The 26,399-nt window shown below is 71.6% G+C and carries 20 protein-coding genes, 1 pseudogene and 1 riboswitch; of the genes and pseudogenes, 13 read left to right on the top strand and 8 right to left on the bottom strand.

Annotated elements, in window-relative coordinates:
* The first annotated feature begins 19 nt into the window (after nt 1–19).
* On the top strand, nt 20–1,699 hold the full coding sequence (locus ACQP0N_RS29110) for an ABC-F family ATP-binding cassette domain-containing protein (RefSeq protein ID WP_433115566.1): 1,680 nt from the start codon (nt 20–22) through the stop codon (nt 1,697–1,699).
* 37 nt (nt 1,700–1,736) lie between these two features.
* Nucleotides 1,737–2,699 carry an aldo/keto reductase gene (locus ACQP0N_RS29105; RefSeq protein ID WP_433115564.1) on the top strand — a complete coding sequence of 321 codons (963 nt, stop codon included), beginning with the start codon at nt 1,737–1,739 and terminating at the stop codon, nt 2,697–2,699.
* 61 nt (nt 2,700–2,760) lie between these two features.
* Here the strand turns inward: ACQP0N_RS29105 and ACQP0N_RS29100 are convergent, their stop codons facing one another.
* On the bottom strand, nt 2,761–3,282 hold the full coding sequence (locus ACQP0N_RS29100) for a hypothetical protein (protein ID WP_433115562.1): 522 nt from the start codon (nt 3,280–3,282) through the stop codon (nt 2,761–2,763).
* A gap of 69 nt (nt 3,283–3,351) precedes the next feature.
* Complete coding sequence (locus ACQP0N_RS29095) at nt 3,352–9,195, bottom strand: ThuA domain-containing protein (protein WP_433115560.1); 5,844 nt, start codon at nt 9,193–9,195, stop codon at nt 3,352–3,354.
* Between the two features lie 291 nt (nt 9,196–9,486).
* A riboswitch (TPP riboswitch) is annotated at nt 9,487–9,596 on the top strand.
* Between ACQP0N_RS29095 and thiE the strand changes: the two genes are divergently transcribed.
* The 7 genes and pseudogenes from thiE (at nt 9,591) to thiC (ending at nt 15,418) form a co-directional block, all read left to right on the top strand.
* Nucleotides 9,591–10,214, top strand: a complete 624-nt coding sequence (gene thiE / locus ACQP0N_RS29090) for a thiamine phosphate synthase (RefSeq protein ID WP_433115558.1) — start codon at nt 9,591–9,593, stop codon at nt 10,212–10,214. Its footprint overlaps the riboswitch before it by 6 nt.
* Nucleotides 10,211–11,304: pseudogene (gene thiO / locus ACQP0N_RS29085) on the top strand (glycine oxidase ThiO). Before thiE ends, thiO begins: the two are co-directional and overlap by 4 nt.
* The gene (thiS, locus tag ACQP0N_RS29080) at nt 11,304–11,504 is read left to right on the top strand and encodes a sulfur carrier protein ThiS (protein WP_433115556.1); all 201 of its coding nucleotides are present in this window, start codon (nt 11,304–11,306) and stop codon (nt 11,502–11,504) included. Before thiO ends, thiS begins: the two are co-directional and overlap by 1 nt.
* Nucleotides 11,501–12,280, top strand: coding sequence for a thiazole synthase (locus ACQP0N_RS29075; RefSeq protein ID WP_357393848.1), 780 nt, complete (start codon nt 11,501–11,503; stop codon nt 12,278–12,280). The genes thiS and ACQP0N_RS29075 overlap by 4 nt, the downstream gene beginning before the upstream one ends.
* Nucleotides 12,277–13,026: a thiamine phosphate synthase gene (locus tag ACQP0N_RS29070; RefSeq protein ID WP_433115553.1), complete on the top strand. Its 750-nt coding sequence runs from the start codon at nt 12,277–12,279 to the stop codon at nt 13,024–13,026. Before ACQP0N_RS29075 ends, ACQP0N_RS29070 begins: the two co-directional genes overlap by 4 nt.
* A complete protein-coding gene (thiD, locus tag ACQP0N_RS29065; RefSeq protein WP_433115551.1) occupies nt 13,023–13,808 on the top strand; it encodes a bifunctional hydroxymethylpyrimidine kinase/phosphomethylpyrimidine kinase in 786 nt (261 codons plus the stop codon). Before ACQP0N_RS29070 ends, thiD begins: the two co-directional genes overlap by 4 nt.
* A 17-nt stretch (nt 13,809–13,825) precedes the next feature.
* Nucleotides 13,826–15,418, top strand: coding sequence for a phosphomethylpyrimidine synthase ThiC (gene thiC, locus ACQP0N_RS29060; protein ID WP_433115549.1), 1,593 nt, complete (start codon nt 13,826–13,828; stop codon nt 15,416–15,418).
* A gap of 90 nt (nt 15,419–15,508) precedes the next feature.
* Here the strand turns inward: thiC and ACQP0N_RS29055 are convergent, their stop codons facing one another.
* The 4 genes from ACQP0N_RS29055 to ACQP0N_RS29040 all read right to left on the bottom strand — a co-directional run bounded on the left by ACQP0N_RS29055 (nt 15,509) and on the right by ACQP0N_RS29040 (nt 20,716).
* Nucleotides 15,509–18,595, bottom strand: a complete 3,087-nt coding sequence (locus ACQP0N_RS29055; RefSeq protein WP_433115547.1) for a hypothetical protein — start codon at nt 18,593–18,595, stop codon at nt 15,509–15,511.
* Nucleotides 18,596–18,672: 77 nt separating this feature from the next.
* Nucleotides 18,673–18,981: a cupin gene (locus ACQP0N_RS29050; RefSeq protein ID WP_355050737.1), complete on the bottom strand. Its 309-nt coding sequence runs from the start codon at nt 18,979–18,981 to the stop codon at nt 18,673–18,675.
* On the bottom strand, nt 18,978–19,928 hold the full coding sequence (locus ACQP0N_RS29045; protein ID WP_433121876.1) for an LLM class F420-dependent oxidoreductase: 951 nt from the start codon (nt 19,926–19,928) through the stop codon (nt 18,978–18,980). Before ACQP0N_RS29045 ends, ACQP0N_RS29050 begins: the two co-directional genes overlap by 4 nt.
* Nucleotides 19,929–19,930: 2 nt before the next feature.
* Nucleotides 19,931–20,716 (bottom strand): ABC transporter ATP-binding protein, encoded by a 786-nt coding sequence (locus ACQP0N_RS29040; protein ID WP_433115545.1) that lies wholly within the window; start codon nt 20,714–20,716, stop codon nt 19,931–19,933.
* A gap of 270 nt (nt 20,717–20,986) precedes the next feature.
* On the opposite strand from ACQP0N_RS29040, the gene ACQP0N_RS29035 reads away from it, so the two are divergent.
* Both ACQP0N_RS29035 and ACQP0N_RS29030 read left to right on the top strand, forming a co-directional pair.
* Nucleotides 20,987–22,018 carry an ABC transporter substrate-binding protein gene (locus tag ACQP0N_RS29035; RefSeq protein WP_433115543.1) on the top strand — a complete coding sequence of 344 codons (1,032 nt, stop codon included), beginning with the start codon at nt 20,987–20,989 and terminating at the stop codon, nt 22,016–22,018.
* A gap of 130 nt (nt 22,019–22,148) precedes the next feature.
* Nucleotides 22,149–23,009 (top strand): ABC transporter permease, encoded by an 861-nt coding sequence (locus ACQP0N_RS29030; RefSeq protein WP_433115541.1) that lies wholly within the window; start codon nt 22,149–22,151, stop codon nt 23,007–23,009.
* Between the two features lie 193 nt (nt 23,010–23,202).
* Here ACQP0N_RS29030 and ACQP0N_RS29025 read toward each other — a convergent pair whose 3' ends face one another.
* Nucleotides 23,203–23,538 carry a hypothetical protein gene (locus ACQP0N_RS29025; RefSeq protein WP_433115539.1) on the bottom strand — a complete coding sequence of 112 codons (336 nt, stop codon included), beginning with the start codon at nt 23,536–23,538 and terminating at the stop codon, nt 23,203–23,205.
* A 290-nt stretch (nt 23,539–23,828) separates the two neighbouring features.
* Here ACQP0N_RS29025 and ACQP0N_RS29020 point away from each other — a divergent pair, with 290 nt between their 5' ends.
* Nucleotides 23,829–24,596, top strand: coding sequence for a DUF5753 domain-containing protein (locus ACQP0N_RS29020; protein WP_433115537.1), 768 nt, complete (start codon nt 23,829–23,831; stop codon nt 24,594–24,596).
* Nucleotides 24,593–24,787 carry a DUF397 domain-containing protein gene (locus ACQP0N_RS29015; protein ID WP_433115535.1) on the top strand — a complete coding sequence of 65 codons (195 nt, stop codon included), beginning with the start codon at nt 24,593–24,595 and terminating at the stop codon, nt 24,785–24,787. The genes ACQP0N_RS29020 and ACQP0N_RS29015 overlap by 4 nt, the downstream gene beginning before the upstream one ends.
* 270 nt (nt 24,788–25,057) lie before the next feature.
* On the opposite strand, the gene ACQP0N_RS29010 is transcribed toward ACQP0N_RS29015, so the two are convergent.
* Nucleotides 25,058–26,239: an ABC transporter substrate-binding protein gene (locus ACQP0N_RS29010; protein WP_433115534.1), complete on the bottom strand. Its 1,182-nt coding sequence runs from the start codon at nt 26,237–26,239 to the stop codon at nt 25,058–25,060.
* Nucleotides 26,240–26,399 lie beyond the last annotated feature (160 nt).

Raw genomic sequence — 26,399 nt, 5'->3', positions numbered from 1 at the left:
GTTGGGGCAGGATCCCGGCGTGGGATACGTGGACGTGGCAGCGGTCGGGCACACCCTGCCCGACGGTCGGGAACTCTTCGCCGACGTGTCGTTCCGGGTCGGTGAGGGCGCCAAGGTCGCCCTGGTCGGGCCGAACGGCGCCGGCAAGACGACACTGCTGAGGATGGTCGCCGGTGACCTTCCGGTACGCGCGGGCAGCATCGCGCGGGCCGGCGGCCTGGGCGTGATGCGGCAGTTCATCGGCATGATCGGCGACGAGACGACGCTCGCCGACCTGGCCCTGTCGCTGGCCCCGCCGGCGCTGCGCGACGCCGGCCGCCGGCTCGGCGAGACCGAGGCGGCCATGCGGGCGGCCGAGGCCCACGGCAAGTTCAGCAACGCCGCGGGCAAGGCACAGTTGGCGTACGCGGACGCGCTCGGCGCCTGGGGCGAGACCGGCGGGTACGACGCCGAGGTGCTCTTCGACACCGTCGCCACCATCGTGCTCGACCAGCCGTGGGACGCCGTACGGGACCGCCCGGTACGTACGCTCTCGGGCGGGCAGCAGAAGCGGTTCGCCCTGGAGTTGCTGCTGCGCGGCCCGGACGAGGTGCTGCTGCTCGACGAGCCGGACAACTTCCTCGACGTGCCCGGCAAGCGTTGGTTGGAGGCGCGACTGCGGGAGTCGACGAAGTCGGTGCTCTACGTCTCGCACGACCGTGAGCTGTTGGCGCAGAGCGCCGACCGGGTGGTCGCCGTCGAGGGCGGCAGCGCCTGGGTGCACCCGGGTGGTTTCGCCAGTTGGCATGAGGCCCGGGTGGCCCGGCACGCCCGCCTCGACGAGCTGCGTCGACGCTGGGACGAGGAACACCAGAAGCTGCGCGAGCTGATGCTGATGTACAAGCAGAAGGCCGCGTACAACGACGGGTTGGCCTCGCGGTACCAGGCCGCGCAGACCCGGCTGCGCAAGTTCGAGGAGGCCGGGCCTCCGCCCGTACCCCCCAAGGACCAGGACATCCGGATGCGGCTGACCGGCGGGCGGACCGGCAAGCGCGCGGTCGTCTGCGACCAGCTCGAGCTGGACGGCCTGACCTTCCCCTTCGACCTGGAGATCTGGTACGGCGACCGGCTGGCGGTCCTCGGCGCCAACGGCACCGGCAAGTCGCACTTCCTGCGGCTGCTGGCGCGCGGCGGCACCGACCCCGACCCGGCGAACGGGCCGGTCGACGGCGCGGGCGCGCTCGCGCCCGTGGTGCACGACGGCGTGGCCCGGCTCGGCGCGCGGGTCCGCCCCGGGCACTTCTCCCAGACGCACGACCGACCGGAGCTGATGGGGAAGACGCTTGTCGAGATCCTGTGGCGGGGCGACGAGCACCGCCAGGGGATGGACCGGCACGCGGCGATGGGGGTGCTCAGTCGGTACGAGCTGGCCGGGCAGGGTGACCAGCGCTTCGGCACCCTCTCCGGAGGGCAGCAGGCCCGCTTCCTGGTACTCCTGCTGGAGTTGTCCGGGGCGACCCTGTTGCTGCTCGACGAACCCACCGACAACCTCGACCTGGCCAGCGCGGAAGCCCTCGAAGCGGGTCTGAACGCGTTCGAGGGGACGGTGGTGGCCGTCACGCACGACCGGTGGTTCACCCGATCCTTCGACCGGTTCGTGCTGTTCCGGGGCGACAACGAGGTGGTGGAAACCCCCGAGCCGGTCTGGGACGTCGGCTGATCGGTCGCCGGGCGGGCGTGCCTCCAGCCGGCATAGGGTGGATCTCGTGACTGAGATGACCTATCGCCGGCTGGGCGACTCCGGGCTCGTGGTTTCCGTCGTCGGAATCGGCTGCAACAACTTCGGCCGCAAGCTGGACCTCGACGGCACGCGAGCGGTGGTGGACGCCGCCCTGGACGCCGGGATCACCCTGTTCGACACCGCCGACATCTACGGTGAGCCGCAGGGTGGCTCGGAGGAACTGCTCGGGCAGGCGCTCAAGGGTCGCCGCGACGACGTGGTGGTGGCCACCAAGTTCGGTATGGACATGAACGGCCTCAACGGCCCGGACTTCGGGGCGCGTGGCGCGCGCCGGTACATCGCCCGCGCGGTCGAGGCGTCGCTGCGCCGGCTCGGGACCGACCACATCGACCTGTACCAGATGCACGAGCCCGACCCGGGTACGCCGATCGACGAGACCCTCGCCGCGCTGGACGACCTGGTCCGGGACGGCAAGGTGCGCTACCTGGGCAACTCCAACTTCACCGGCTGGCAGATCGCCGACGCGGACTGGGTCGCGTCGTCAAACGGCCAGGCCCGCTTCATCAGCGCGCAGAACCACTACAGCCTGCTGGAGCGCTCCGTCGAGACCGAGGTGATTCCGGCGTGTGAGCGGTTCGGCCTCGGAATGCTGCCATTCTTCCCGCTCGCCAACGGCCTGCTCACCGGCAAGTACAAGCGCAGCGAGCAGCCTCCGGCCGGCAGCCGGCTCTCCGGTGGCGGCCGGTACGCCGACCGGCTCGCGGCGGCCGACTGGGACACCATCGAGGCCATCGAGGCGTACGCGAACGAGCGGGGTCTGACCATGCTCCAGGTGGCGATCGGTGGCCTGGCCGCCCAGCCCGCGGTGACCTCGGTGATCGCCGGCGCCACCAGCGCCGAGCAGGTGCACGCCAACGCCGCCGCCGGCACCTGGGAGCCCACCGACGAGGACCTGACGGCCCTGCGCGACATTCTCTGAGCCGAAACACGAAGGGCCGGGTCGCAGCGCTTGCGACCCGGCCCTTCGTCGTCGGTGTCGGTCAGTCGGGACGGCGGCGGCCGAAGAGCATGGCCACCCCCATCGCCGCGGCGACGAGCACCAGCCCGGCCGCCGCGAACGGCCACCACCCGGGAGCGCCCGCTCCGGTGGTCGGCTTGGTCAGCGCGACCGGGGTGGGCGGTGGCTGGCTCTGCGCCACCTGCGCCTGCACGGTCGCGGTGGTCTTGGTGCCGTACGGCGCCGGGGCGTTCACCGTCACCTTCCAGGTGCCGGGGGAGAGCACCGGACCGCTGCTGTAGAAGCCCTGCCCCTCCGGTGCCGGCTCCAGTTGCACCGGGCCGACCTGCTGCTTGTCCGGGCCGATGGCGGTGAGGGTCAACCGCACCACCTGGTCGAGCCGGCGGCCATCGGCGTAGGTGGCCTGGATGGTGACTCCGACGGCCCCGTCGCCGGCCACCACCAGCTTCAACTTGTCGGCCCGTGCGGCGGCCGGGGCCGCGGCGACCAGCGTCAGGGCCAGTCCGACGAGGACGGCGGCGACCGCCGTGCGGATACGCGTCACGGACGTCTCCTCCCTAATGAGGGAGGCCCCTCCCCGACGCCGGAGCGTCGGAGAGGGGCCTCGATCGGATCAGAGCTGGCGACCGGGTGCCAGCCGGGTGGCGTCGCCACCGAGCCGTCCCGTGCCCTTGACCGGCTCGCCGTCATTGGCCTTGACGCCGGCCTTGCTGGCCGTACCGCCGAGCCGCACGATCATCGCGTCGGCGTCCCGGGTGAGGGTGTCCCGGATCTCGGCCTCGGCCACCAGGGTGGCGTTGGTGGCGAGCTCCCGGAACTGGGTCAGCTGCTTGATCGCCTTGCTGTCGTTGCCGGCCGCCTCGGCCTGGCGGGCCGCGTCGAGCTTGGCGGTCAACTGCTTGTGCGCCGTGGCCGACAACCGCCCCGTCGCCTTGAACCGGTCCAGCAGGAACTGCATGTCCCGGAACGAGGTGGTGACGAAGAACCGGACGTTCGAGGTCGTCTTGTTGCCGGCCTTGTCGGTCGCGGTGACGGTCAGCTCGTGCAGGCCGAGCGACAGCTCGTACATGGCCTGCAGGGTGCCGCTGGCGTACGTGTTGCCGTCGAGCTGGCCGACCACGGACGCGATGCCCGAAGTCGGGTCCACGGCCTGCCAGGACACGCGGACGTCCTGGCTGTCGCCGTAGAGCTGGCCGTCGGCGATGCCGGAGACCAGCAGCGTCGGCTTGGTGCCGTCGATCTTCAGGATCGCCGACTTGAGCGTCTCGACGTTGCCCGCCTTGTCGGTGGAGCGGTACAGCAGCTCGTGCTGACCGTCACCGGTCACCTCGACCGGCTCCGTGTACGGCGTCCATGCGCCACCGTCCAGCGACCACTCGACCGTCTTGACCCCGGAACCGGCGTCGGTCGCGGCGAGCACCACCGGGATGGTCCCGTTGTGCCAGCCCGCGTCGTTTGCCGGAGCGAACGTCGCCGTGGTGACCGGAGCGGTGGCGTCGATCTTGACCGTGACGGTCTTCGTCGACTCCACGTTGCCGGCCTTGTCGGTCGAGCGGAAGCGCAGCTCGTGCTCGCCGTCACCGCTGATCGCCACCGGCGCGGTGTACGACGTCCACGCGGTGGCCCCGTCCAGCTGGTACTCCGTGCTGGCGAGCCCGCTGCCACCGGCCTCGTCGGCGGCGGTCAGGGTGACCGTCACCGGACCGGTGTACCACCCGTCGGTGGGGGTGCCGGACACCGCCGCGGTGGTGACCGGCGCCTTGTCGTCGGCCACCTTCGTGCTCAACCGGAAGTAGTCGAACGCGGCCGTCTTCGACGCCGTCTGGTTGGCGCCGAGGGTGAAGAGACCCACCTTCGGGGTGGCGCCCACCGCGCTGTTGGTCAGTGCCTCCAGCGTGGTCCAGGTCGTCCCGTCGGCCGAGTACGACGCGGTGAAGGTGTCGCCCACCCGGGCCAGGCGCAGGTACCACACCGCCGAGGTGAGGCTCGTCGCCTCCGGCTGCGGGCTCTGCACCGTCCCGGCGATCTCGCTGCGGAACTCGATCCGCCGCGTCACCGCCGAGCCGGCCGTGTTGTCGGCGATGAAGTCGAACTTCAGGTAGTTGTCGTCGTCGGCCTGCACGAGCAGACCGGCCTGCTGGTACTGCTCGTTCAGCAGACTGCCGTCGACCTTGGTCTCCAGGGTCCAGTCGCCCGAGGGCGCGGTCTGGAGGATGAAGTTCTTCGGACCGGTGTTGTCGGTGCCGTAGATGTCACCGTTCGGCACGTCGATCCGCAGCGCGCCGTCGGTCACCCGGTAGCCGTTCGGGTCCTCCCGAACGATGGCGTCCCACCGGCACTTGTCCAGCGTGGTGCCGGTGAACTCGTCCGACGGGTCGACCGGGCCGGCCGGAGCGTCCGGCGTGACCACGAACGAGTCGAACGCGGCGTCCACCACCGGGGCCTCGGTGCCGCCGTTGAGGGCGAACACCCCGATCCGCGGGTTGGTGATGCCGGCCAGCGCGGCCGAGCGGCCGACCGTGGTGAACGTCTGCCCGTCGCCCGAGGTGGCCGCGGTCAGGTTCGTCCCGTCGCTGGTGATCCGCAGGTACACGGTGTCACCGGCCGGTGCGTTGGTGGCGTCGGCAGCGTCGTTGCGCGGCGTGGCCGCCGTCTCCCGGATGAACTCCACCCGACGGCTGCCGTTGTAGAGCAGGTCCACCTTGGCGTAGTTGTCGTCGTCGCCGTACACCAGCAGGCCGGCCTGCTGGTAGTTGGCCGTCACCGGGAGGGTGACCTTGGTGGTCATCTCCCAGGCGCCGGTCGGCGCCGGCTGGAGCACCAGGTTGGTGGCGTCGTTGCGGGCGCCGTAGAGGTCACCCACCGCGGTGGGCAGCTTCAGCGCGCCGCCGCTGAGCGAGTAGAGCTGGTTCTCCCGGACCACGGTGGTCCACCGGCTCTTGTCCAGCGTGTTGCCGTTGAAGTCGTCCGAACGCGCCCCGAGGCAGGACGTGTCCGGAGCGTTGACCCGCACCGGCACCGTGGCGTACGACTTGGCGCCCTTGCTGTCGGTCACCGTGAGGGTGGCCGTGAAGGCACCGACGCTGGTGTACGTGTGGCTGGCGTCCAGGGTGGACGCCGTACCGCCGTCACCGAAGTCCCAGGCGTACGTCAGCGGGGTGTCACCCTCGGCGTCGGTGGCCGTGCCGTCGAAGGCGACGGTGAGCGGCACGGTGCCCGTGGTCGGGGTCGCGGTGGCGGTGACCACCGGCGGCCCGTTCTCGGTGACGCCGCGACCGACGAAGTCCATCCAGTTGACGTTGAACAGCGAACCCGTTCCGCCGTTCGGGTCGCGGGCCACGAAGTACAGCCCGCCGCTCGCGGCACCGGTCACCGGCGCGCTCACGTCCGTGTACGTCTGCCACCCGCCGGTCGCCGGAACGGTGGCCGTGGCCACGACCGGTCCGTCGACCGCACCGGCGTGGACCTCGATCCGACCGCCTGCGGCGGCCGAGGCGGCCCGGAACCGGATCTCGGTGATGTTGGTGAGGTTCGCCGGAACGACCGACCACCAGTCGCCGTCCTCGATGAACGCGATGCTCTGCCCGCCACCGGCGGTGTCGGTCGCGGCCTCGCGCTGCACGCCGGCGTCGCCGCCGCCCGTGCTCACCGGGGTACGCCCGGTGGCGGTGAAGTACTCGGCCTGCTTCTGCTTGGGCTGCAGGATCTCGATCTGCCGGCCGGTGAGCGCGCCGGAACCGCCCGCGCCGCCCTTGTCGGTGTAGGTGGCCTCGAAGACCGCGAACACGTTGGCCTCGGCGCCGTGCCCGGAGGCGAGCGACGTCTGGACCGTGCCGGTGCAGCCGGTGTGCTGCTCCAGCGGGTGGGCGTGCTCGTCGTGACCGAGCAGCACCTGGAGGTTCACCTTGGTGCAGTCGATCTGGCCGTCCTCGGGGTCGGTCACCTTGACCGTGTAGCGGACCTGGTCACCCCAGTTGAAGAAGCCACCGTCCGGCGGGAACTCGATGGTCACCGTCGGCGCGGTGTTGCCCACGGTGACCGGTACGTTGGCCACCGCCGTGCGGCCCTTCGGGTTGGTCACGGTGAGCTGGGCGGTGTAGTTGCCCGCCGTGGCGTACGTGTGCGTCGGGTTGGCCTCGGTGGAGGTCTGCCCGTCACCGAACGCCCAGGCGTAGGTGAGCGTGCCACCGTCCGGGTCCCGGGAGCCGGCGCTGGAGAACTCCACCGTCAACGGGGCCGGACCCGAGGTCGGGTTGGCGGCCGCCGCCGCGATCGGCGCACGGTCACCGGCGGTGTAGTCGATCCGGTAGACCCCGGAGTTGTCGTTGTTGCCGCCGAAGCCGCTGCCCCACTCGATCAGGTACAGCGCGCCGTCCGGACCGAACTCGAAGTCCATCGGCCGGATCATCGACATGCCGGGGAGCAACTGGTTGATGTCCACCAACGACTTGCCGTCGGCGGTCATCTGCATCGTGTACATCTTGTTCTGGTTCCACTCGCCCAGCAGCGCCTTGCCGTCGAAGTAGGCCGGCCACTTGCGGGTCGAGTTGAGGTTGGCGTCGTACCGGTAGGCGGGGCCGCCCATCGGCGCGCCACCGCCACCGATCTCCGGGTACCGCGCGTCACCGGCGTAGCCGTAGTCGACGGTGGCCGGGACGACCGGCGGGAGGTTGGTCAGGCCCGTGTTGTTGGGCGAGTTGTTGACCGGCGCGGCGCAGTCGAACTTCGGACCGCTCGGGCCGGACGGGAACGTGTAGTCGTTGTACGCCTCGTTCGTGCCCGTGCAGTACGGCCAGCCGTAGTTGCCGGGGGTCACGACGTTCCACTCGACCAGACCCCGCGGGCCCCGGTCCGGGTTGTTCGAGTTGGCGTCCGGCCCGTAGTCACCGACGTACAGCGTGTCGGTCTTCGGGTCGGTGCCGATCCGGAACGGGTTGCGGAAGCCCATCGCGTAGATCTCGGGACGCGTCTTCTCGGTGCCCGCCGGGAAGAGGTTGCCGGACGGGACGGTGTACGTGCCGTTGTCCTCCGGGTGGATCCGGAGCACCTTGCCGCGCAGGTCGTTCGTGTTGGCCGACGTGCGCTGCGAGTCGTAGTCCTGGCGACCCGGACGCTCGTCGAGCGGCGCGTACGCGTTCGACTCGAACGGGTTGGTGTTGTCACCGGTGGCCAGGTACAGGTTGCCGGCGCTGTCGAAGGTCATGCTGCCGCCCGCGTGGCAGCAGGTGTTGCGCTGGGTGTCGACCCGCAGCACCTGCTTCTCGCTCGCCAGGTCGATGGTGTCGCCGGTTACGGTGAACCGGGACAGCAGGTTCCGCGTGACGTTGTCGTTCGGGGCGTAGTACAGGTACACCCACTTGTTGGTGGCGAAGTCCGGGTCGAGCCGGATGCCGATCAGGCCGTCCTCGTTGCCGGTGAAGACGTCCAGGTCGACGGCGGTGACGGTGTTGCCGGTGTCCGGCTTGATGATCTGCACCCGACCGTCGCGTTCGATGTAGAAGACCCGCCCGTCGGGGGCGATGTCCAGCTCCATCGGGTTGCTGGTGTTGCTGTCCAGCGTGACCTTCTCGAAGTTGGAGGTCTTCGACGCGCCGCAGTCGGCGTCGACCACGCCGGCCGCCGTCTGGATGCCGCCGAGCAGGTGCTTGAGGAACTCGGGCTCGGCGTACGACTCACGGGTGTGCCCGCCGCCGGTGTACCAGGAGCGGCCACCGTCGAAGTCCTGGCACCACGCCGTCGGGTGGTCGGCGCCCATCGCGCCGGCGCCCGGGGTGTAGCTCTTCTCGTCCAGGCTGGCCAGGACGTGCACGTCCGACCGGGGGTTGGTCTGGAAGTTGTACCACTCGTCGAACCGGGACCAGCGTTCCGGCAGTCCGGCGGTGGACGGGTGGGCCGGGTCCTCCACCTTGACGGTGGCCTGCTGGTTCTGGGGGTGGTTGGCGAAGTACGCGCCGACCAGGTCGCCGTACCAGGCCCAGCTGTACTCGGTGTCCGAGGCGGCGTGGACGCCGACGTAACCGCCGCCGGCCTTCACGTACCGCTCGAAGGCCGCCTGCTGGTCGGCGTTGAGAACGTCGCCGGTGGTGGAGAGCCAGATCACGGCCTTGTACTTGGCGAGGTTGGCGTCGCTGAACGCGGCGCCGTCCTCGGTGGTGTCCACCGTGAAGCCGTTGGTGGCGCCGAGCTGCTGGATGGCGGCGATGCCGGTGGGGATGGCGTCGTGCCGGAAGCCGGCGGTCTTCGAGAAGATCAGGACGGAGTAGGGGTCGGCCGCTGCGGCCTTCGGCGCCTTCGGCACCGCCTGGGAGAGCGGAGCCGCGACAGGCACGTCTCGCGCGGGGATCTGCGCTCCGGTCGGAGCCGCCTGCGCCGGGGACCCGATGAGGGCCGTCGACGTCAGCGCGAGGGACAACAGGGTAGCGGTGAGTGGTAAACGGGCACGACGAGAACGGGACACGCCGCCTCCAATGTCGCGGTGGACAGGGATCGCGGGGCCGGCTCGCCGAAGACCGTCCCAGATGGAGCCGGTGGGGACGCCGTGCCAAGGCGTCCACGCCGGCATTTTGTCGAATCGCTGAACAAATTAGTTCTGCTGCATCGATGTCCGGCAAGATGCCGGCGGGTAACGGTTCTGCAACGGCGGGCGACATTCCGAACAGGACAGGAAAAAGCACCCCGATCGATGCGCCGCCTGGGGGCCGACGACCCACCCTTGGCAGAGGAGGCCGAACTGTCGTACGGTGACACGCAAGTAACCCACGGGAGCCCGGTGTACCGGGCTGAGAGGGGGGCTGACAGCCCCCGACCGTCGAACCTGATCCGGGTAATGCCGGCGCAGGGAGGAGCGTTGCCGTGCCGTCCCTTGGACGACTGCATCTGATCACCGACACCCGACCCGGGCGCGATCCCCTCACCGTGGTCCGGGCCGCCCTCGCGGCGGCCCGCGCCGACCTCGTCGTGCAGGTCCGGGTCCAGGACTCCGCCACCGACCGCGAGGCGTACGACCTGGCCGCCCGGGTGCTCGCGCTGTGCGCGGCGTACGGGGCGACGTGCCTGGTCAACGACCGACTGCACGTGGCGCTGGCGGTCGGCGCCGCCGGTGGACACGTCGGCGCCGACGACCTGCCGGTCGCCGCGGCCCGGCACGTGCTCGGCCCCACCGGCGTGCTGGGCGTCACCGCCCGCGAGCCGCGCGGCGCGGTCGAGGCGGTCGTCGCCGGGGCCACCTACCTCGGCGTCGGCCCGTGCCACGCCACCAGCACCAAGGCCGGCCTGCCCGAACCCATCGGGTCCGTCGGGGTACGCGACGTCGTCGACGCCGTCGACGTGCCGGTCATCGCGATCGGGGGAGTGACCGCCGACCGGGTGCCGGCGCTGCGCGCCGCCGGGGCGTACGGGGTGGCCGTGGTCGGGGCGGTCTCCTCGGCCGCCGATCCCGGGCGGGCGACCGCCGACCTGCTGCGGGCGCTGGCGTGACCCGCGCCGACGTGGCGGTGGTGGGTGCGGGCCCGATCGGGCTGGCGATCGCGTGGCGCTGTGCCACCCGTGGACTACGCGTCGAGGTGCACGACCCGACTCCCGGGTCGGGGGCGTCGGCCGTCGCCGCCGGGATGCTCTCCCCGGTCGCCGAGGCGTACTTCGGGGAACGGCGACTGACCGAGCTGCTGGTGGCCTCCGCCGCGCGTTGGCCCGCGTTCGCCGCCGAGCTGACCGAGGCCAGCGACGCCACGATCGGCTACCGGACCGAGGGCACCCTGATGGTCGGGCTGACCGGCGACGACCTGGCCGAGGCCCGCCGGCTGTGGGCGTACCAACAGGGTCTGGATCTGCCGGTGACGCCGCTGCGCCCCAGTGAGCTGCGCGACCGCGAGCCGGCGCTCGCGCCCCGGGTGCGCGGCGGCGCGCTCGCGCCTACCGACCACCAGGTCGATCCCCGGCGACTGGTGCCGGCGCTGCGCACGGCCGCGCGGCGGGCCGGCGCGGCGTTCGTGCCGCGGCCGGTCCGGCGGCTGTCCGATGTGGACGCCGGGATTACCGTGGTCGCGGCCGGTTGCGGCGCGGCCGCCCTCACCGGCCTGCCGGTGCGGCCGGTGAAGGGGCAGATCCTCCGGCTGCGCGCGCCCGGCGGCGTCGCGCCGGGCTTCCGGCACGTGATCCGGGGTACGCCGACGGCGAGCACGTGTACCTGGTGCCCCGCGCCGACGGCGAGGTGGTGCTCGGCGCGACGGTCGAGGAGCGGTCGGACACCACCGTCACCGCCGGCGCGGTGCAGCGGCTGCTGCGCGCCGGCGTCGACCTGCTGCCCGAACTGACCGAGTACGACCTGGTGGAGGCCGTCGCCGGGCTGCGCCCCGGCACCCCGGACAACGCGCCGATCCTCGGGCCGCTGCCCGGCCGGCCGGACGTGCTGGCCGCCACCGGGCACCACCGGCACGGCATCGTCCTGACCCCGGTCACCGCCGAGGCGATCACCGACCTGGTGCTCACCGGAGTGCCCGACCCGCTGCTCAGCGGCTTCGGCGCCGACCGGTTCGCCGGGCCGACAGGCAGTTTCGAGGAGGAGTGATGGAGCTGACGGTGAACGGAGCCGGGCGCCGCGTCCCCGGCGGCGCGTCGGTGGCCGACCTGGTCCAGGACGTCGCGCCGCACCAGCGTGGCGTCGCGGTCGCGGTCAACGGCGAGGTGGTGCCCCGGGCCGGTTGGCCGGCCACGGAACTGCGCGACGGCGACCGCGTCGAGGTGCTCACCGCCGCGCAGGGCGGGTGAGCGGCGTGCCCTTCGAACTGGGTGGGGAGACGTTCGGCTCGCGGTTGATCCTCGGCACCGGCGGAGCCGCCAACCTGCACGTGCTGGAGCAGGCGATCCGGGCGTCCGGCACGGAACTGGTCACGCTGGCGCTGCGCCGGGTGGACACCGCGCCGGGCACCGGAGGCGGGCTGCTGGACCTGCTGGACCGGTGCGGCGTACGGCTGCTGCCGAACACCGCCGGCTGCCACACCGCGACCGAGGCGGTGAAGGTGGCCCGGCTGGCGCGCGACGCGTTCGACACCGACTGGGTGAAATTGGAGGTCATCGGCGACGAGCGGACGCTGCTGCCCGACGGGGTGGAGCTGCTCCGCGCCGCCGAGGAACTCGTCGCCGACGGTTTCACGGTGCTGCCGTACACCAGTGACGACCCGGTGCTCGCCCGCCGCCTCGCCGACGTGGGCTGCGCCGCGGTGATGCCCGCCGGAGCGCCGATCGGCTCGGGACTCGGCATCGGCAACCCGCACCACATCCGGCTGATCCGGCAGAGCGTGGACGTGCCGGTGATCCTCGACGCCGGCATCGGCACCGCCTCCGACGCGGCGCTCGCCATGGAGCTGGGCTGCGACGCCGTCCTGCTGGCCAGCGCGGTAACGCGGGCCGCCGACCCGGTGGCGATGGCCACGGCGATGCGGTACGCCGTCGAGGCCGGCCGCCTCGCGGCGGGCGCGGGCCGGATCGCCCGACGCTTCCACGCCCTCGCGTCCACTCCCGACGAGGGAAGACCGAACCTGTGACGGGGCCGGTCCCGTCGGGGGTCGTCCTGTTGACCGATCGGCTGGTCGCCCGGAGCGGTCTCGAACGGGTCGTGGCGGGGGCGGTCGCCGGGGGAGTGCGCTGGGTCGTGCTGCGGGAGAAGGACCTGCCCCGCGCCGAGCGCGCCGCCCTCGCCGTCGAGCTACGCGCGATCCTCGCCGACGTCGGCGGAACCCTCATCGTGGCCGGCCCCGACCCACTGGGTGGCGATGCCGTCCACCTGCCGGCCGCCGGCCCGTACCCGCCGCCACCGGCCCGCCTGGTCGGCCGTTCCTGCCACAACGAAATCGAACTGAACCGCCTCACCACCGAGCACTACGCCACCCTCTCCCCAATCTGGCCCACCACAACAAAACCCGGCTACGGCCCACCCCTAGAAGCCGCCGGCCTACGAAAGCTGGCCGAGGTCAGCCCGGTGCCCCTGTTGGCGCTGGGTGGCATCGAAACTCCGGAACAGGTAACCGCCTGCGTGCAGGCAGGCGCCGTCGGAGTGGCAGTGCTAGGCGCCCTCATGCGCGCAGAAAACCCCAAGAAAACAGCCCACCAACTGAGCAACGCCTTCGAAGAGGCGATCACCCAGAAGGTTCAAAGAAGCCGGCACGGGCGCACGGAGGTCCCCCGGTCAGGGCTGCGGCCGACCGTGCCCACGCAGGGATCAAGCCTGACCGCCCGGAGTGGGCACGGTCGGCCGCAGCCCGAAACCGCGACCACGAAGGAAAGCCAGTGACCCCGAAAACCACGTTAACCATCGCCGGCTCCGACTCCGGCGCCGGCGCGGGCATCCAGGCGGACCTCAAGGTCTTCGCGGCGCTCGGCGCGTACGGCACGAGTGTCCTCACGGCGGTCACCGCGCAGAACACCCGGGGTGTCGACGCCGTCCTGCCGTTGCCACCGCGCACGGTCGCGGAGCAGTTGGACAGCGTGCTCGCCGACTTCACCGTGGGCGCGGTCAAGACGGGGATGCTCGGCACCCCGGCCGTCGCCGACGTGGTGGCTCAGGCCGCCCGGGACGGCCGGTTGCCCCAGCTCGTCGTCGATCCGGTGCTGGTCGCGACGAGCGGCCACCGGCTGGGCGTGGTGGGCGCGGTGGAGCGGCTGCTCCCGTACGCCCGGGTGGCGACGCCGAACTGCGCGGAGGCCGCGGCCATCACCGGACGCGGAGTGGACGACGTCGCGGGGATGGTCGTGGCCGCCGAGGCCCTCGCGGCCGGCGGCCCGGAGTACGTGGTGGTCACCGGCGGCGACGTCGCTGGGGACGAGGCGGTCGACGTGCTGTGCGGCGGCGGCGTCACCACCCTGCTGCGCGGTCCCCGGGTGGACACCCGGCACACCCACGGCACCGGCTGCTCGTTCTCGGCGGCCATCGCCGTGCGGCTGGCGCTGGGCGATCCGGTGCCGGCGGCGGTGCAGGTCGCCAAGGAGTACGTGTTCCGCGCGCTGACCGGCGGGCGGGGCTGGGAGCTGGGCACGGGGCGCGGACCGCTGGATCACTTCGGCTGGTCCGCCTGATCACCAGGGAGGTTGTCATGCAGGCACGAGGCAAGGTGTACGTCGAGGGGTCGCGGCCGGATGTGCGGGTGCCGTTCGCGGAGGTGCCGCTGACCGGTGACCATCCGCCGGTACGGCTCTACGACACGTCCGGCCCGGGGTCCGACCCGGCGGTGGGGTTGCCGGCGCTGCGTGGTCCGTGGATCGCCGAGCGCGGTGACGTGGCCCCGGTGCGGGGCGCGGGCACGCCGCTGGCCGGCGCGGACGGTCGCCGGCCCACGCAGCTCGCGTACGCGCGGGCCGGTGTGGTGACGCCGGAGATGGAGTTCGTGGCGATCCGGGAGAACGTCGACCCGGAGCTGGTACGGACCGAGATCGCCGCCGGCCGGGCGGTGCTGCCGCTGAACGTGAACCACCCGGAGTGCGAGCCGGCGATCATCGGCAAGGCGTTCCTGGTCAAGGTGAACGCCAACATCGGCACGTCGGCGGTCAGCTCGTCGGTGGCCGAGGAGGTGGAGAAGCTGACCTGGGCGACCCGGTGGGGCGCGGACACCGTGATGGACCTGTCCACGGGCAAGCGGATCCACGAGACCCGGGAGGCGATCGTGCGCAACTCCCCGGTGCCGATCGGGACGGTGCCGATCTACCAGGCGCTGGAGAAGGTCGGCGGCGACCCGGTGAAGTTGAGCTGGGAGGTGTTCGCCGAGACCGTCATCGAGCAGGCCGAGCAGGGCGTGGACTACATGACGGTGCATGCCGGGGTGCTGCTGCCGTACGTGCCGCTGGCCGTGGACCGGGTGACCGGGATCGTCTCCCGGGGCGGCTCGATCATGGCGGCCTGGTGCCTGGCGCACCACGAGGAGAACTTCCTGTACACCAACTTCGCGGAGCTGTGTGCGATCCTCGCGCGCTACGACGTGACGTTCTCGCTCGGTGACGGGCTGCGGCCCGGCTCGATCGCGGACGCCAACGACGAGGCGCAGTTCGCCGAACTGCGCACCCTCGGCGAGTTGACGACTGTCGCCTGGGAGCACGACGTCCAGGTGATGATCGAGGGCCCCGGCCACGTGCCCATGCACAAGATCAAGGAGAACGTGGACCTCCAGCAGGAGTGGTGCCACGAGGCCCCGTTCTACACGCTCGGGCCGTTGACCACCGACATCGCGCCCGCGTACGACCACATCACCTCCGCGATCGGCGCGGCGATGATCGGCATGTTCGGCACCGCCATGCTCTGCTACGTCACTCCGAAGGAGCACCTCGGCCTGCCGGACCGCGACGACGTGAAGGCCGGCGTGATCGCGTACAAGATCGCCGCCCATGCCGCCGACCTGGCCAAGGGGCACCCCGGCGCGCAGGCGTGGGACGACGCGCTGTCGAAGGCGCGGTTCGAGTTCCGCTGGGAGGACCAGTTCAACCTCTCGCTGGACCCGGAGACCGCGCGCTCGTACCACGACGCGACCCTGCCCGCCGAGCCAGCGAAGACGGCGCACTTCTGCTCGATGTGCGGTCCGAAGTTCTGCTCCATGAAGATCACCCAGGAGCTGAAGGAGTACGCCGCCCGCGGCATGAAGGACAAGTCGGAGGAGTTCGTCTCCGGCGGCGGGAAGGTCTACCTGCCCCTGGCCTGACGTTTGGCATGGTCAACCCCGGGTTCCGGGAAGTCGGGGCGTCCTGGCCGGCAGGAAGGCCCGGCTTCCCGGAACCCGGGGTCGATCAGGTCAGTCGCGGTGGTGGCGGCCGGTGGAGCGCAGCGAGCGACGGCCGCTCTCCTGCTCGGGCTCGTTGTCGGTGACCGGCTTGCTGAGGCCGGCGACCCAGTCGACGAACTCCTCGTCCTGCGAGGGCAGCGGCTCCGCCGCGTCGGGCGCGGGTCGGCTCTCCTCGTCGGCCCGCACCCGGTTACGTCGGAACAGGCCGCCGAGCCGCCCCCGCCGGGAGGACCGCCCGTCGTCCGTGGACGTCCGCGCGGGGTCGTTCGCCGGCTCGGCACTGCCGGCGGTGGTGGACGGGCCCCCCTGCTCCGGTACGACCGGAGGGATCGACGGCGGCACGATGGACCTCGCCAGGGCGGCCATCGCGCTGGCCTGGTCGGCCCGGCCGGTCGTACCGGGGGCCGGGTCCGGCGTGCTGACGGCTGGTCCGGCGGTGCCGGCGGGCGGTGCGCTGGTGTTCTGGTCCGGCGTACCGGTGCTCTGATCCGATGATCTGGCGCGGCGGGTGGTGTCGAAGGCGTCCCAGGTGGGCACCCGGCTCAGGTCGGGCAGGGGTGCCCGGTGCCGGAAGCGGGGCGTCCAGTCGGTCGACTCCTCGGCGCTCGCGGGCGCATCCGCAGCCGACGGTTCCGGGTCGGTCGACGCCGTGGTCCACGACGGGGTGGCCGACCAGGCCGGTGCTGCCGGCGTCCAGCGGTCGGCCCCCGCGTCGCCCGCCGTCGGCTCGCCGAACAGCGAAGCGCCGGTGCCACCCTCGGGTTCGGTGCGGCGGCCCGCCCTCGACTCCGGGACCGGCGTGGAGCCTCCGGCGGGCAGGTCCGCACTCCCCTCGGCGGCCCGCGCGTCGGTTTCCGCTTCAGCGGTCCGTGTCGCTTCGTCGGGCGTGGCGCTCTCACTCTCGCCGGAAGGGCGCGACGCGTCGTGGCCGAGCGGCTGGTCGACGCTCGTCACGTCGGTGCCCTTGCCGGCGCGGGCCGTCCGCTTGGCGCGTCCGCCGGTCGTCCCCTCGGTGCTCGTACCGGCGGTGCTCGTACCGGCGCTGCTCGTACCGGCGGTGGCCGGTCCGGCGGTGGCCGTCGCGCTGGTGTTCGTCCCGGTGGCTGCTGCCGTGCCGTCGTCGGTCGCGGTCGTCGAGGTGGCCGCCGGGACGGACTTTGGTTTGCGCGAGCGACGCGGCTTGGGCGTGGACGCGTCGACAGCGCGGTCGCCCGCGCTGTCCCCGCTCTCCGTGCTCGGCGTGCCCGCCACGTCCACGACCTGCGGACCCGTGCTCGGCGTGCCGGCGTTGGCCACGACCTGCGGACCGATGCTCGGCGTGCCGGTATTGGCCACGACCTGCGGACCGGTGCTCGGCGTGCCCGCCACGTCCACGACCTGCGGATTCGTGCCCTGCGTGCTCGGGGTGCCGGAATTGGCCGCGACCGGCTCGCCGGTGTCGCCCGCGCTCGGCGTGCCCGCGCCACCCCTGGCCCGCGTGCCCGCCCTTTGGGTGACCGGAGCGACGGTGGTGCCCGCGAGCGGAGTGCCCGTGTCACCGGAGCCGTCCGTGTCGAGCGGAGCTTCCATGTCGGGCGGCGCTTCCGTGGCGCTGATCGTCGTGCGGTCGGTGGCCGGCTTGTCCCAGCCGGTCGTCGCGCTGTCTGTCGCGCCGTCGCCGCCCGCGTCGGACGTCGGGCTGACGGCTGCCGATGCGGGCGTGGTGGACGTCGGGCTGACGGCTGCCGTCGCGGGCGTGGAGGACGCCGCAGCGGTACGGGCCGGGTCGGCGGCACCGCCGGTTGCGTCCTCGGCGCGGCTCGACGACTGCCGCCCGGCGGTGAACTCGCCGGTCGGGTCGGTCAGCCAGGAGGCGCGGGCCGGTGTGCGGTCGTACCGCCCGCCGGTGGCGGACGGGTCCGGGGTCGGGGCGTCCGCTGCCGACCCGGCGGCGTCGGACCGCTGGCGGGGGCCGGTGGGTCGAGGGCTCTCGCCCGGGCGCGTCGCGTCGGCGGGGACCGGGCCGTGCTGGCCGCTCGCCGTGGCCGACGGCCAGTCCCAGTGGGCGGGGACGGTGCGTACACCGGTGGTGTCGTCACCGGCACGCGGACCCGCAGCCGTCCCGACCAGCTGTCCGCCGGCGGGCCCGGGGTGGTCCTCGGCCTGGTCCGTCGACGTCGCCGGCTCAGTACCCGGCAGCGTCGGGCCGGTGGGCAGCGGACGCAGGATGTCGGTGGGCGCGATCGCCTCGGACTCGGCGGCGCGGACGCCGACGGGCCAGCGCAGCAGGGCGGCCGCCGCGGCCCCGAGGGCGCCGGCGAGGACGGCGATCAGCGCGCCGTAGTAGGGGGTCGTCTGGTAGCGGTCGACGGCGTCGCCGGGGCCGGCGGTCAGGTAGGCGAACGCCACCAGCACCGGACCCGCCACCCCGGTCGCCGCGCTGATCAGCGGGATCTGGCCGCGCCACCGGGCCAGTCCGGCGGTCGCCGCGCCCGCGAGCAGCGCCACCAGGGGCAGCACGAGCAGCGCCAGGCGCTGCGCGGCCGCGTCGTTGAGCCAGTCCGGTTCGAGTACGCCGAGTCGCACCGTGGGCAGCGGGCCGGCCGTGCCGAGCGACGGCAGAACGGAGACCAGCGCCAGCAGCCAGATCGTCCCGGCAACGGCCGCCATGTTCCAGCCCAACTCCGGCCGGAGCAGTACGGCGATGGCCGCGCCCGCTCCGATGACCGCGCCGAGGATGGCGCAGATGCCGACCGCCCAGACCGGGTCCACCGAGATCAACTCGGCGGCGCGGGCGGGCTGCATGCAGAGCGGGGCGACGGCGGTCGCGCCGAGCGCGGCGGCACCACCGATGGCCAGGTGCCGGCCGGTGCTGGCCGGCGGGGTGTCCCGGCGGGCCAGTCGTCCGGTCAGGACGGCGCCGGCCACGGCGGCGTTCGCGGCGAACCAGCCCACCCAGACGAGCTGGGCCGGCCACTGGTTGACCGTCGAGCCGGTGAAGGCGCCGGTGAGCCGGACGATGCCGAAGCCGTACGCGACGCCGAGTTGGCCGGCTCCGGCCAGCACACTCACCCCGAGCGCCGTGAGCAGCAGTCTGCCCCAGGTCCGATAGGCCATGTCGGGCACGTTACGCACCTGGTACACCCGATCGCCACCGGCGCGCCGCGCGGCGCGCCGGTGCACGCCGGGCGGGTCTACTTGAGTTCGACCAGTCGGGCCAGGTATGTCGTGTCCCCGACATTGGTGAGCATGTGTACCGCGCCGGGGTCGCGGTACACGACACCGCCGGTGGGCTCGTCGGCGTCGATCCGGGTCCCGTCGATCGTCTGCACGACGTTCTTCGCGCCCTGGATCGCCACCACCAGGTAGGGGTGGTCGTGCCGGTGCAGGGGCTGGCGCTCACCCGGTTCGAGCCGGATGTGCCAGACCCGGACCCGGTCGTTCTCGTACACGACCTCCTGGCCCACGGGCCCGAGCTCGGTGCCGTCGATCACGTCGGTCATCGTCCACCGTCCAGTTGGGGAAGCACCTCGGCGGCGATCAGCTCGAGGTGGTCGAGGTCGTCGAGGTCGGTGAGGCGCAGGTGCACCCGGCTCGCGCCGATCTCGGCGAACTCGCCGATCCGCTGCACCAGCTGTGCCGGCGAGCCGACCACCGGGTCCTCCGGTGGCAGCGCGCTCTTCTCGTGCAGGGGCGCGGCCCGTCGGGCGGCCTCCGCGTCGGTACGCCCGATGGCCACCACGATGCCGGCGGAGAGCACCAGCGGCGCTCGCCCGGTCTCGGCCCGACCGGTACGGTCGCACGCCTCCCGCACGCGGTCGTACGCCCCGGCGGTCTCGGCCACCGACTTGAACGGCATGTTGAACTCGTCGGCGTACCGGGCGGCCAGCTCGGGGGTCCGCTTGGGGCCGCGTCCGCCCACGATGATCGGCGGACCGGGCACCTGCGCCGGCTTGGGCAGCGCGGGCGCGTCCACCAGCCGGTAGTGGTCACCGGTGAAGCTGTACGTCTCGCCCACCGGGGTGGACCACAGCCCGGTGATCACCTCGAGCTGCTCGGCCAGCCGGTCGAAGCGCTCCCCGACGGCCGGGAAGGGGATGCCATACGACGTGTGCTCGCGCTGGTACCAGCCGGCGCCGATGCCGAGGTCGACCCGGCCGCCGCTCATCTGGTCGACCTGCGCGACCAGCACGGCGAGGGGGCCGGGCAGGCGGAAGGTGGCCGACGTCACCAGGGTGCCGAGCCGGATCCGTTCGGTCTCCCGGGCCAGCGCGGCGAGGGTCAGCCAGGCGTCCGTCGGGCCGGGCAGGCCGGGGTCGTCGCCCATCGACTGGTAGTGGTCGGCCCGCAGGAATCCCTCGAAGCCACCGGCCTCGGCCAGTCGGGCGAACCGGAGCTGGGTGTCGTAGTCGGCACCCCGGTGCGGCTCGGTGAAGACCGACACCCGCATGGTCATCGTCCCTCCGCGCCGGCCGTGGCCGGCTGGTCGCGTTCCATCAACAGTTCGTGCAGGTCGGCGCTGACCCGGGCGACGTCGGCGAGGTGGGCGTTGCGGCCCAGGGTGCGTGGACGGGGGATGGCCACCTCGACCACCTTGCGGATCCGTCCGGGGCGGGGGCTCAGCACGATCACCCGGTCGGCGAGCAGCACCGCCTCGTCGATCGAGTGGGTGACGAAGACGATGCTGGGCTTGTTCTCCATGTGCACGCGCTGGAGTTCGCCGGAGAGCTCCTCGCGGGTGAGCGCGTCGAGCGCGGAGAACGGCTCGTCCATCAGCATCACCCGGGGTTCGCCGATCAGCGACCGGCACAGCGACACCCGCTGCTGCATGCCACCGGAGAGTTCGTGCGGCAGCCGCTTCTCGAACCCGGCCAGGCCGGCCACGTCGAGCAGTTGCCGGGCCCGTTCGCGGTGCTTGGCGCGACTCCAGCCGAAGATCTCCACCGGCAGCAGCACGTTGTCCAGCACGCTGCGCCAGGGCAGCAGCGCCGGCTTCTGGAACAGCATGGCGATGTCGCGGCGGGGTCGGGTGATCGGCGTACCGGCCACGGTGATCTCGCCGGAGGTCAGCGGGAGCAGCCCGGCGATCAACCGCAGCAGGGTGGACTTCCCGCAGCCGGAGCGCCCGAGCACGGCCACGAACTCGCCCTCGGCGACGTCGAGGTCGAGGCCGCGAAGGGCTTCGACCCGGCCGGATCGGCCCTCGAAGGTACGCGACACCCCGGACATTCGGATCATCTGCGGCGTACCTCCGCTGAGTGGTCGGTCAGGAATCCGACAAAGGCTAGCCGCCTCGTTGACATTCCGCACCGTCCGGGGTGGTCGTCAGGTTGTATCCGTTCCGCAACCCAATACGCCTGGCGTCGCAACTGTGGGTTTCTCGTACGCTGTGCCCGCGAAGAGTCCCCTCACGATGGCGGTGCCCGGCATCTACCCCTCCCGCCGGTGCCGTCGCGACAACCCCCTCCGGTGGCCTGCGGCCCCGGTCGGAAAGGACATGGTGCACTGATGAGAAGGCTGACCCGTACGGTCGCTGCGGCCGCGCTGGCCACCGCCCTCGCCCTTGTTTCCGCCTGCAGCAGCGGGTCGGACTCGTCCGACGACGCCAAGGGCGGCAAGGGCGGCGCGCTGGAGAAGGTGACCTACCTCACCTCCTTCGGCAACTTCGGCCGTGACTCCTACGCCTGGGTGGCGAAGGACAAGGGCTTCTTCAAGGAGGCCGGCTTCGACGTCGAGATCAAGGCCGGCCAGGGCACCGGTGGCGTGATCCAGACCGTCGTCGGTGGCCAGGCGGACTTCGGGCCGATCGACCTCACCGGTGGTCTGCTCCAGCTCGGCAACGGTCAGGCGAAGGACTTCACCGCCGTGGCCGCGATCCAGCAGCGCACGATGGCGGGCATCGCCACCGTCGAGGGCAAGAACATCAACTCGCCCAAGGACCTGGAGGGCAAGAAGCTCGCCGACACCCCCGGCTCCGTGGTGCGCAACCTGTTCCCGACGTACGCCCGGCTCGCCGGAGTGGACGCCAGCAAGGTGACCTGGGTCAACGGTGAGGCGCAGGCGCTGATCGGCACGCTGGCCTCCGGCTCGGTGGACGGCATCGGCCAGTTCGTCGTGGGTCAGCCGACGATCGAGGCGGTGTCCAAGAAGAAGGCCGTCATGCTGCCGTACAGCAACGTGATGCAGGACCTCTACGGCAACGTGCTGATCACCTCCAGCAAGATCGCCAAGGAGAAGCCCGAGATGGTGAAGCGGTTCACCGCGGCGCTGCTCAAGGGCCTCGAGTACAGCCTGGCCAACTCCAAGGAGGCCGGCGAGATCCTGAAGAAGAACGTCGACGCCGCCAACCCGGTGGCCGCCGCCGCCGAGCTGGACCTGATGGCCGCGTACGTGCGCTCCGGCAACTCCGGCACCGCGATCGGCACGCTGGACAGCGGCCGGGTGGCGAAGAGCATCGCGATCCTGCAGGGCGCGGGCGCGCTCAAGCAGAACATCACCCCCGAGCAGATCATCGACTTCAGCCTCGCGCCGAAGGCCTGATCGTCCGGTCGTCACCAGGGGGTACGTTCCACCGGTCTCCGGTGGGGCGTACCCCCGTCGCTTGTCGGCCCTCGCGGACCGGCGAATCTTGTCGGTCCTTGCGGGGCCGGCGAACAACGAGGAGGACAAGATGACCGACGTCCGCTCAGCGGAGTCGGCGGTGACGGTGCCCGCACCCTCGGGCGCCGGCGGCCCGGCGCGTCGGGCGGGTCGGGGCGCCGGCCTGCGCGCGGGGACCGGGGCGGCGCTGCTGCCTGCGGCCGGTCTCGTGGTCGCCCTGGCCGTGTGGTGGCTGGTCGCCCGGCTGGAGCTGGTCCACCCGGCCGCCCTGCCGCCGCCGGGGGACGTGCTCACCGCGTTCGTCGACAAGCCCGCCCAGATGCTGGAGCACACCTGGGCCACCCTGCTGGAGATCCTGATCGGGTTCGTCCTGTCGGCCGCCGCCGGTGTCCTGATCGGACTCTCCCTGGCCAGCTCCCACACGGTCGAGCGGATGTTCACGCCGCTGCTGGTCGCGGTCAACGCCGTGCCGAAGATCACCCTGGGCCCGCTGCTGGTGGTGGCGCTGGGTTGGGGGCAGAGGCCGATCCTGACCATGGTGTTCCTGCTCTGCTTCTTCCCCATCGTGCTGTCCACCGCGACGGGACTGACCACCACGCCGGCCGACCTGGCCGAGCTGGTCCGGTCGTGGAACGCCTCCCGTTGGCAGGCGTTCCGCAAGGTGCGGTTCCCGGCGGCGTTGCCGCAGATCTTCGTGGGGCTCAAGGTGGCCATGCCGTTGGCGGCCATCGGCGCGGTGATCGGCGAGTTCCAGGCCGGGGAGAAGGGCCTGGGCTATGTGATCACCCAGTACGCGGGCGTCGGCGACACCGCCACCGCCTGGGCGGCCATCATGCTGGTGGCACTGGTCAGCATCCTGCTCTACTCCGCGCTCGTGCTCGTCGAGCGGATCGCGCTGCCCTGGGTACGCGAGACCACCAGCAGCCGCTGACCCCGTCCGGGACTCGCTGGAGGATTTGTCCCAAAGGTTCGTCAGCGACCGAGTCGGCGACGTCGTCCGGGGCCGCGGGAGGCAGTTCAAAGAGTGATTCTTGGACAGTTTCCGTTAGCAGCTAACGGAAACTGTCCAAGATTGCCAGCGATGGCGCGTACGGCGGCACGCCGCCGCCGTGTTGGGAGGCGTCTCAACGCGGTGCGTCGACGATCGGTCTGCGGAACGGTCCCCATCCCACGAACCGGTCGTACAGGGCTCGTGGACTCGGCCCGTCGTGCGGGTTGAGGTGGTAGAGGTCGCGCATCGCTTCGTAGAACAGTCCGGCCAGGTAGATCGACAGGCTCGGCATCTTGTTCTCGTACTCGGCTTTGAGCATGAGTCGTGCGGTCGGGCATGGCCAGGGCTGACCGTCGGCCCGGCACATCCAGTGCGGCCGTAACGGCGTGTGCGGCGGGGCCGGGCCGTGCCGACGCGGACGGTCCGCGACCGGCCCGCGCTCGGGGCCGGAAACCTGCGCCGAGATCATTCCTGGCCCCAGGCCGGGAGCTGCGGGGGCCGAATCGCAGGCACTATCAGGGCGGGTTCGCTGCGCCAGAACGTGAGACGCACGGTGCCTCCTTACGTTGTCGTCGTGGAGAGGGGCCGCCCCCGCAAGTGCTCGCCGGACAGGGGCGGCCCCGACACGAACGCGTCCGCCGGGTTCGGGTCCTCCACCGGCCGCGCCGTCTAGATGGCACTTTGCCGACTGTTGCGCGACGAATACACTGCGTAGCACTATCTCCTTTAGACGTTTACGACGTTTCGCGGAGGTGGCGGATGAACCACGCCGTAATCGAGGCCATGTCTGCCACGGGAGAGACAGCAGACAGCCTCGCAGCTCAGATCGGCGTCGACCCCAAGACCGCAGCTAAGTGGGCGAACCCGGGGAGCATCCCGCAGACCCGGCACCGCGCGAAGGTCGCCGCGCTACTCGGCCGCGAAGAAACAGAGCTATGGCCGGACGTTTTGAAACGTCGGGAACCTTCGTGGTTTCGGCCGTGGGTCGACATCGAGCGCGAGGCGGTCGCTCTGCGGAGTTTCGAGCTGGCATGGGTGCCCGGCCTCCTACAAACCGAGGCGTATGCGCGGGCAACGCTGGCGATGGAGTCGCTGACGGCCGAGGAAGTCGACGAGCAGGCGGCGGCGCGGGTGCGCCGGCAGACGATCCTTCATCGCTCCCGGCCGCCTCTGATCGTCGCGGTCATGGACGAGGCGGTCCTCCGGCGGCGGGTGGGGCAAAGTGGTTCCCTGATGCGCGATCAGTGCGAGTACATCGCTCAGTGTGCCGAGCTGACGCATGTTCAGGTGCACGTCGTGCCGGCCGCAACGCCGATGTACCTAGGATTGGGCGGCCCGTTCGTCATAGCCGAGATGCCCGACGGTGCGCAGCTCGCTCATCAGGACGGCCAGGTGAGGGCGCAGATAATCGAGGAGCCGGCGGAAATTGCTACCCTGGGCCGCAGGTGGGCGCGCATAGTTGGCGACGCCCTACCCCGGGCCCTATCACTCGATCTGATCAGGGAAGCGGCAGCATCATGGACATGACCGGCGCGCAGTGGCGCAAGAGCACCAAGAGCGGCAGCAACGGCGGGAACTGCGTCGAGGTTGCCGACAATCTTCCCGGCGTCGTCCTCGTCCGCGACACCAAGGACCGTGACGGCGGGACGCTGACCTTCGGTCCGGCGCAGTGGCAGCGCTTTGTCGACCTCGCGAAGGCCATCGGTCCCGTCTCCTGACTCAGCACCACGCAAAGACCCCCGATTCGGGGGTCTTTGCGTGTCATGTCCCGGCCACGAACGCTCGTACGGAAAAGAATCACCGTCGCGGTCGGCTACCCGGCGCGGCCCAACTCGTACTCCTGATGAACGGCGAGAGCCGGCCTCCAGAGGAGGCCGGCTCTTTCGCTCACGGTGACACGGCGGGGTGGTGGCCTACCGTGCCCGGCGCAGGGATCAAGCCTGACCGCCCGGAGCCGGGCGCGGTAGGCCACCACCCCCCGACCCGAGCTATCCCGCCAGCCGCCAGCGGCCGTTGCGCGCGACGAGCGTGGTGAGTGCCTGCGGCATGAGCCCCGAGTGGTTGTCCGGCGTCATGCGGATCGGGCCGGAGAGGCCGTCGATCTGGGACGTCTCCAACACGTCACGGATGCCGTCCCGGTCGACCTTCCCCGCCGGGCCGCCGGCCCGCAGTTCGGCGTCGGCGATCAGCTGGATCGCGTCGGCGGCGAAGGAGGAGGAGCCGTTGTACCCGCCGAAGCGGGCCGTGTAGTCCTGGAACCACTGCCGCCGGGCCGCCTTCGCCGGGGTGGTGGCGATCACGTCGTCGATGACCATGGTCTGGGTGAAGACCATCGTGGCCTTCTCGGTGGCCCGGGCCGCCGCGCCGAGGAAGAGGTCGCCGGCCGCTCCCGCGTCGAAGAAGAGCGACCCGCGGAACGCGGCCTGCTGGGCGCTGGTCGCGGCGAGCGCGGCCTGCTCCGGCGGGGTCCAGACGACCAGCGCGTCGGGCTTGAGCTTGACGAGCTTGCCGATCTGCTGGCCGACCTCGGTGTCGGTGTTCTTCACCGATTCCTCGCCGGCCACCTTGATGGTGGTCTTGCCCAGTTCGCGGCGGAGCGCGAGGACACCCTCGCGGCCGTAGTCGTCGTTACTGGCGAGCAGGGCGACCTTGCGGACGTTCTTGCGACGCAGTTCGGTGGTGAGCGCGGAGGCGCTGTCGGCCGCGTTCGGGCCCAGCTTGAACACGTAGCGCCGGTCGGCGACCGGGCTCGAGATCGCCCCGGAAGCGGCCAGCGCAATGGTGGGAATCCGCTTCTCGTTGATGACGCCGACCGCGCCGACCGCGCATTCGCTACAACCGCCCATGACGATCGCGCTGACCCGGGAATCGCTGCTGAAGTCCGCGATGTTGCGCAGTGACTCGGCAGCGTCGGAACGGTTGTCCTTGATCCTAAGGTCGATCTTCCGGCCGTTCAGTGCTCCGGAGGAGTTCAACTGGTCTCTCTTGAGTTCCAGCGCGCGCTGGTATGCCCGGCCCATTGGTGCGGCGGCACCGGAGAGCTCGAGGTCGGCGGCGATCACGATCGGACTCGTGTCCTGCTCCGCTTCGCCGAACTGGCAGCCGGTGAGCGTGGTGGCCACGAGGGCCGATGCGAGCACCGCGATGGTCGCGGAGCGGATGGGGCTCAACTCAGTCCTCCAGGTGCGGGCGCGGGCGCTGCCCGGTCACCGCCGCTAATCCGTCCTCAGTGGAGGACGGGATCTCGTCTGCCGTACGGTGTGTGCGCGAAGCCTGCAAAACCTTGCCAATGGCCGGCGCTGTGGTCAAGCGCGGACCCCGGTTGCATTT

The organism is Micromonospora sp. CA-246542, from assembly GCF_050942905.1.
Taxonomy (GTDB): Bacteria; Actinomycetota; Actinomycetes; order Mycobacteriales; family Micromonosporaceae; genus Micromonospora.
Note: the sequence above shows the minus strand (reverse complement) of the source record. Positions and strands in the feature narration are given on the sequence as shown.

Bases quoted from the DNA above. Each gene is read 5' to 3' on its own strand.
- thiS (WP_433115556.1), top strand. From the start codon at position 11,304: ATGGAGCTGACGGTGAACGGAGCCGGGCGCCGCGTCCCCGGCGGCGCG.
- thiC (WP_433115549.1), top strand. From the start codon at position 13,826: ATGCAGGCACGAGGCAAGGTGTACGTCGAGGGGTCGCGGCCGGATGTG.
- ACQP0N_RS29055 (WP_433115547.1), bottom strand. From the start codon at position 18,595: ATGGCCTATCGGACCTGGGGCAGACTGCTGCTCACGGCGCTCGGGGTG.
- ACQP0N_RS29050 (WP_355050737.1), bottom strand. From the start codon at position 18,981: ATGACCGACGTGATCGACGGCACCGAGCTCGGGCCCGTGGGCCAGGAG.
- ACQP0N_RS29045 (WP_433121876.1), bottom strand. From the start codon at position 19,928: ATGCGGGTGTCGGTCTTCACCGAGCCGCACCGGGGTGCCGACTACGAC.
- ACQP0N_RS29040 (WP_433115545.1), bottom strand. From the start codon at position 20,716: ATGATCCGAATGTCCGGGGTGTCGCGTACCTTCGAGGGCCGATCCGGC.
- ACQP0N_RS29035 (WP_433115543.1), top strand. From the start codon at position 20,987: ATGAGAAGGCTGACCCGTACGGTCGCTGCGGCCGCGCTGGCCACCGCC.
- ACQP0N_RS29030 (WP_433115541.1), top strand. From the start codon at position 22,149: ATGACCGACGTCCGCTCAGCGGAGTCGGCGGTGACGGTGCCCGCACCC.
- ACQP0N_RS29025 (WP_433115539.1), bottom strand. From the start codon at position 23,538: ATGATCTCGGCGCAGGTTTCCGGCCCCGAGCGCGGGCCGGTCGCGGAC.
- ACQP0N_RS29020 (WP_433115537.1), top strand. From the start codon at position 23,829: ATGAACCACGCCGTAATCGAGGCCATGTCTGCCACGGGAGAGACAGCA.
- ACQP0N_RS29015 (WP_433115535.1), top strand. From the start codon at position 24,593: ATGACCGGCGCGCAGTGGCGCAAGAGCACCAAGAGCGGCAGCAACGGC.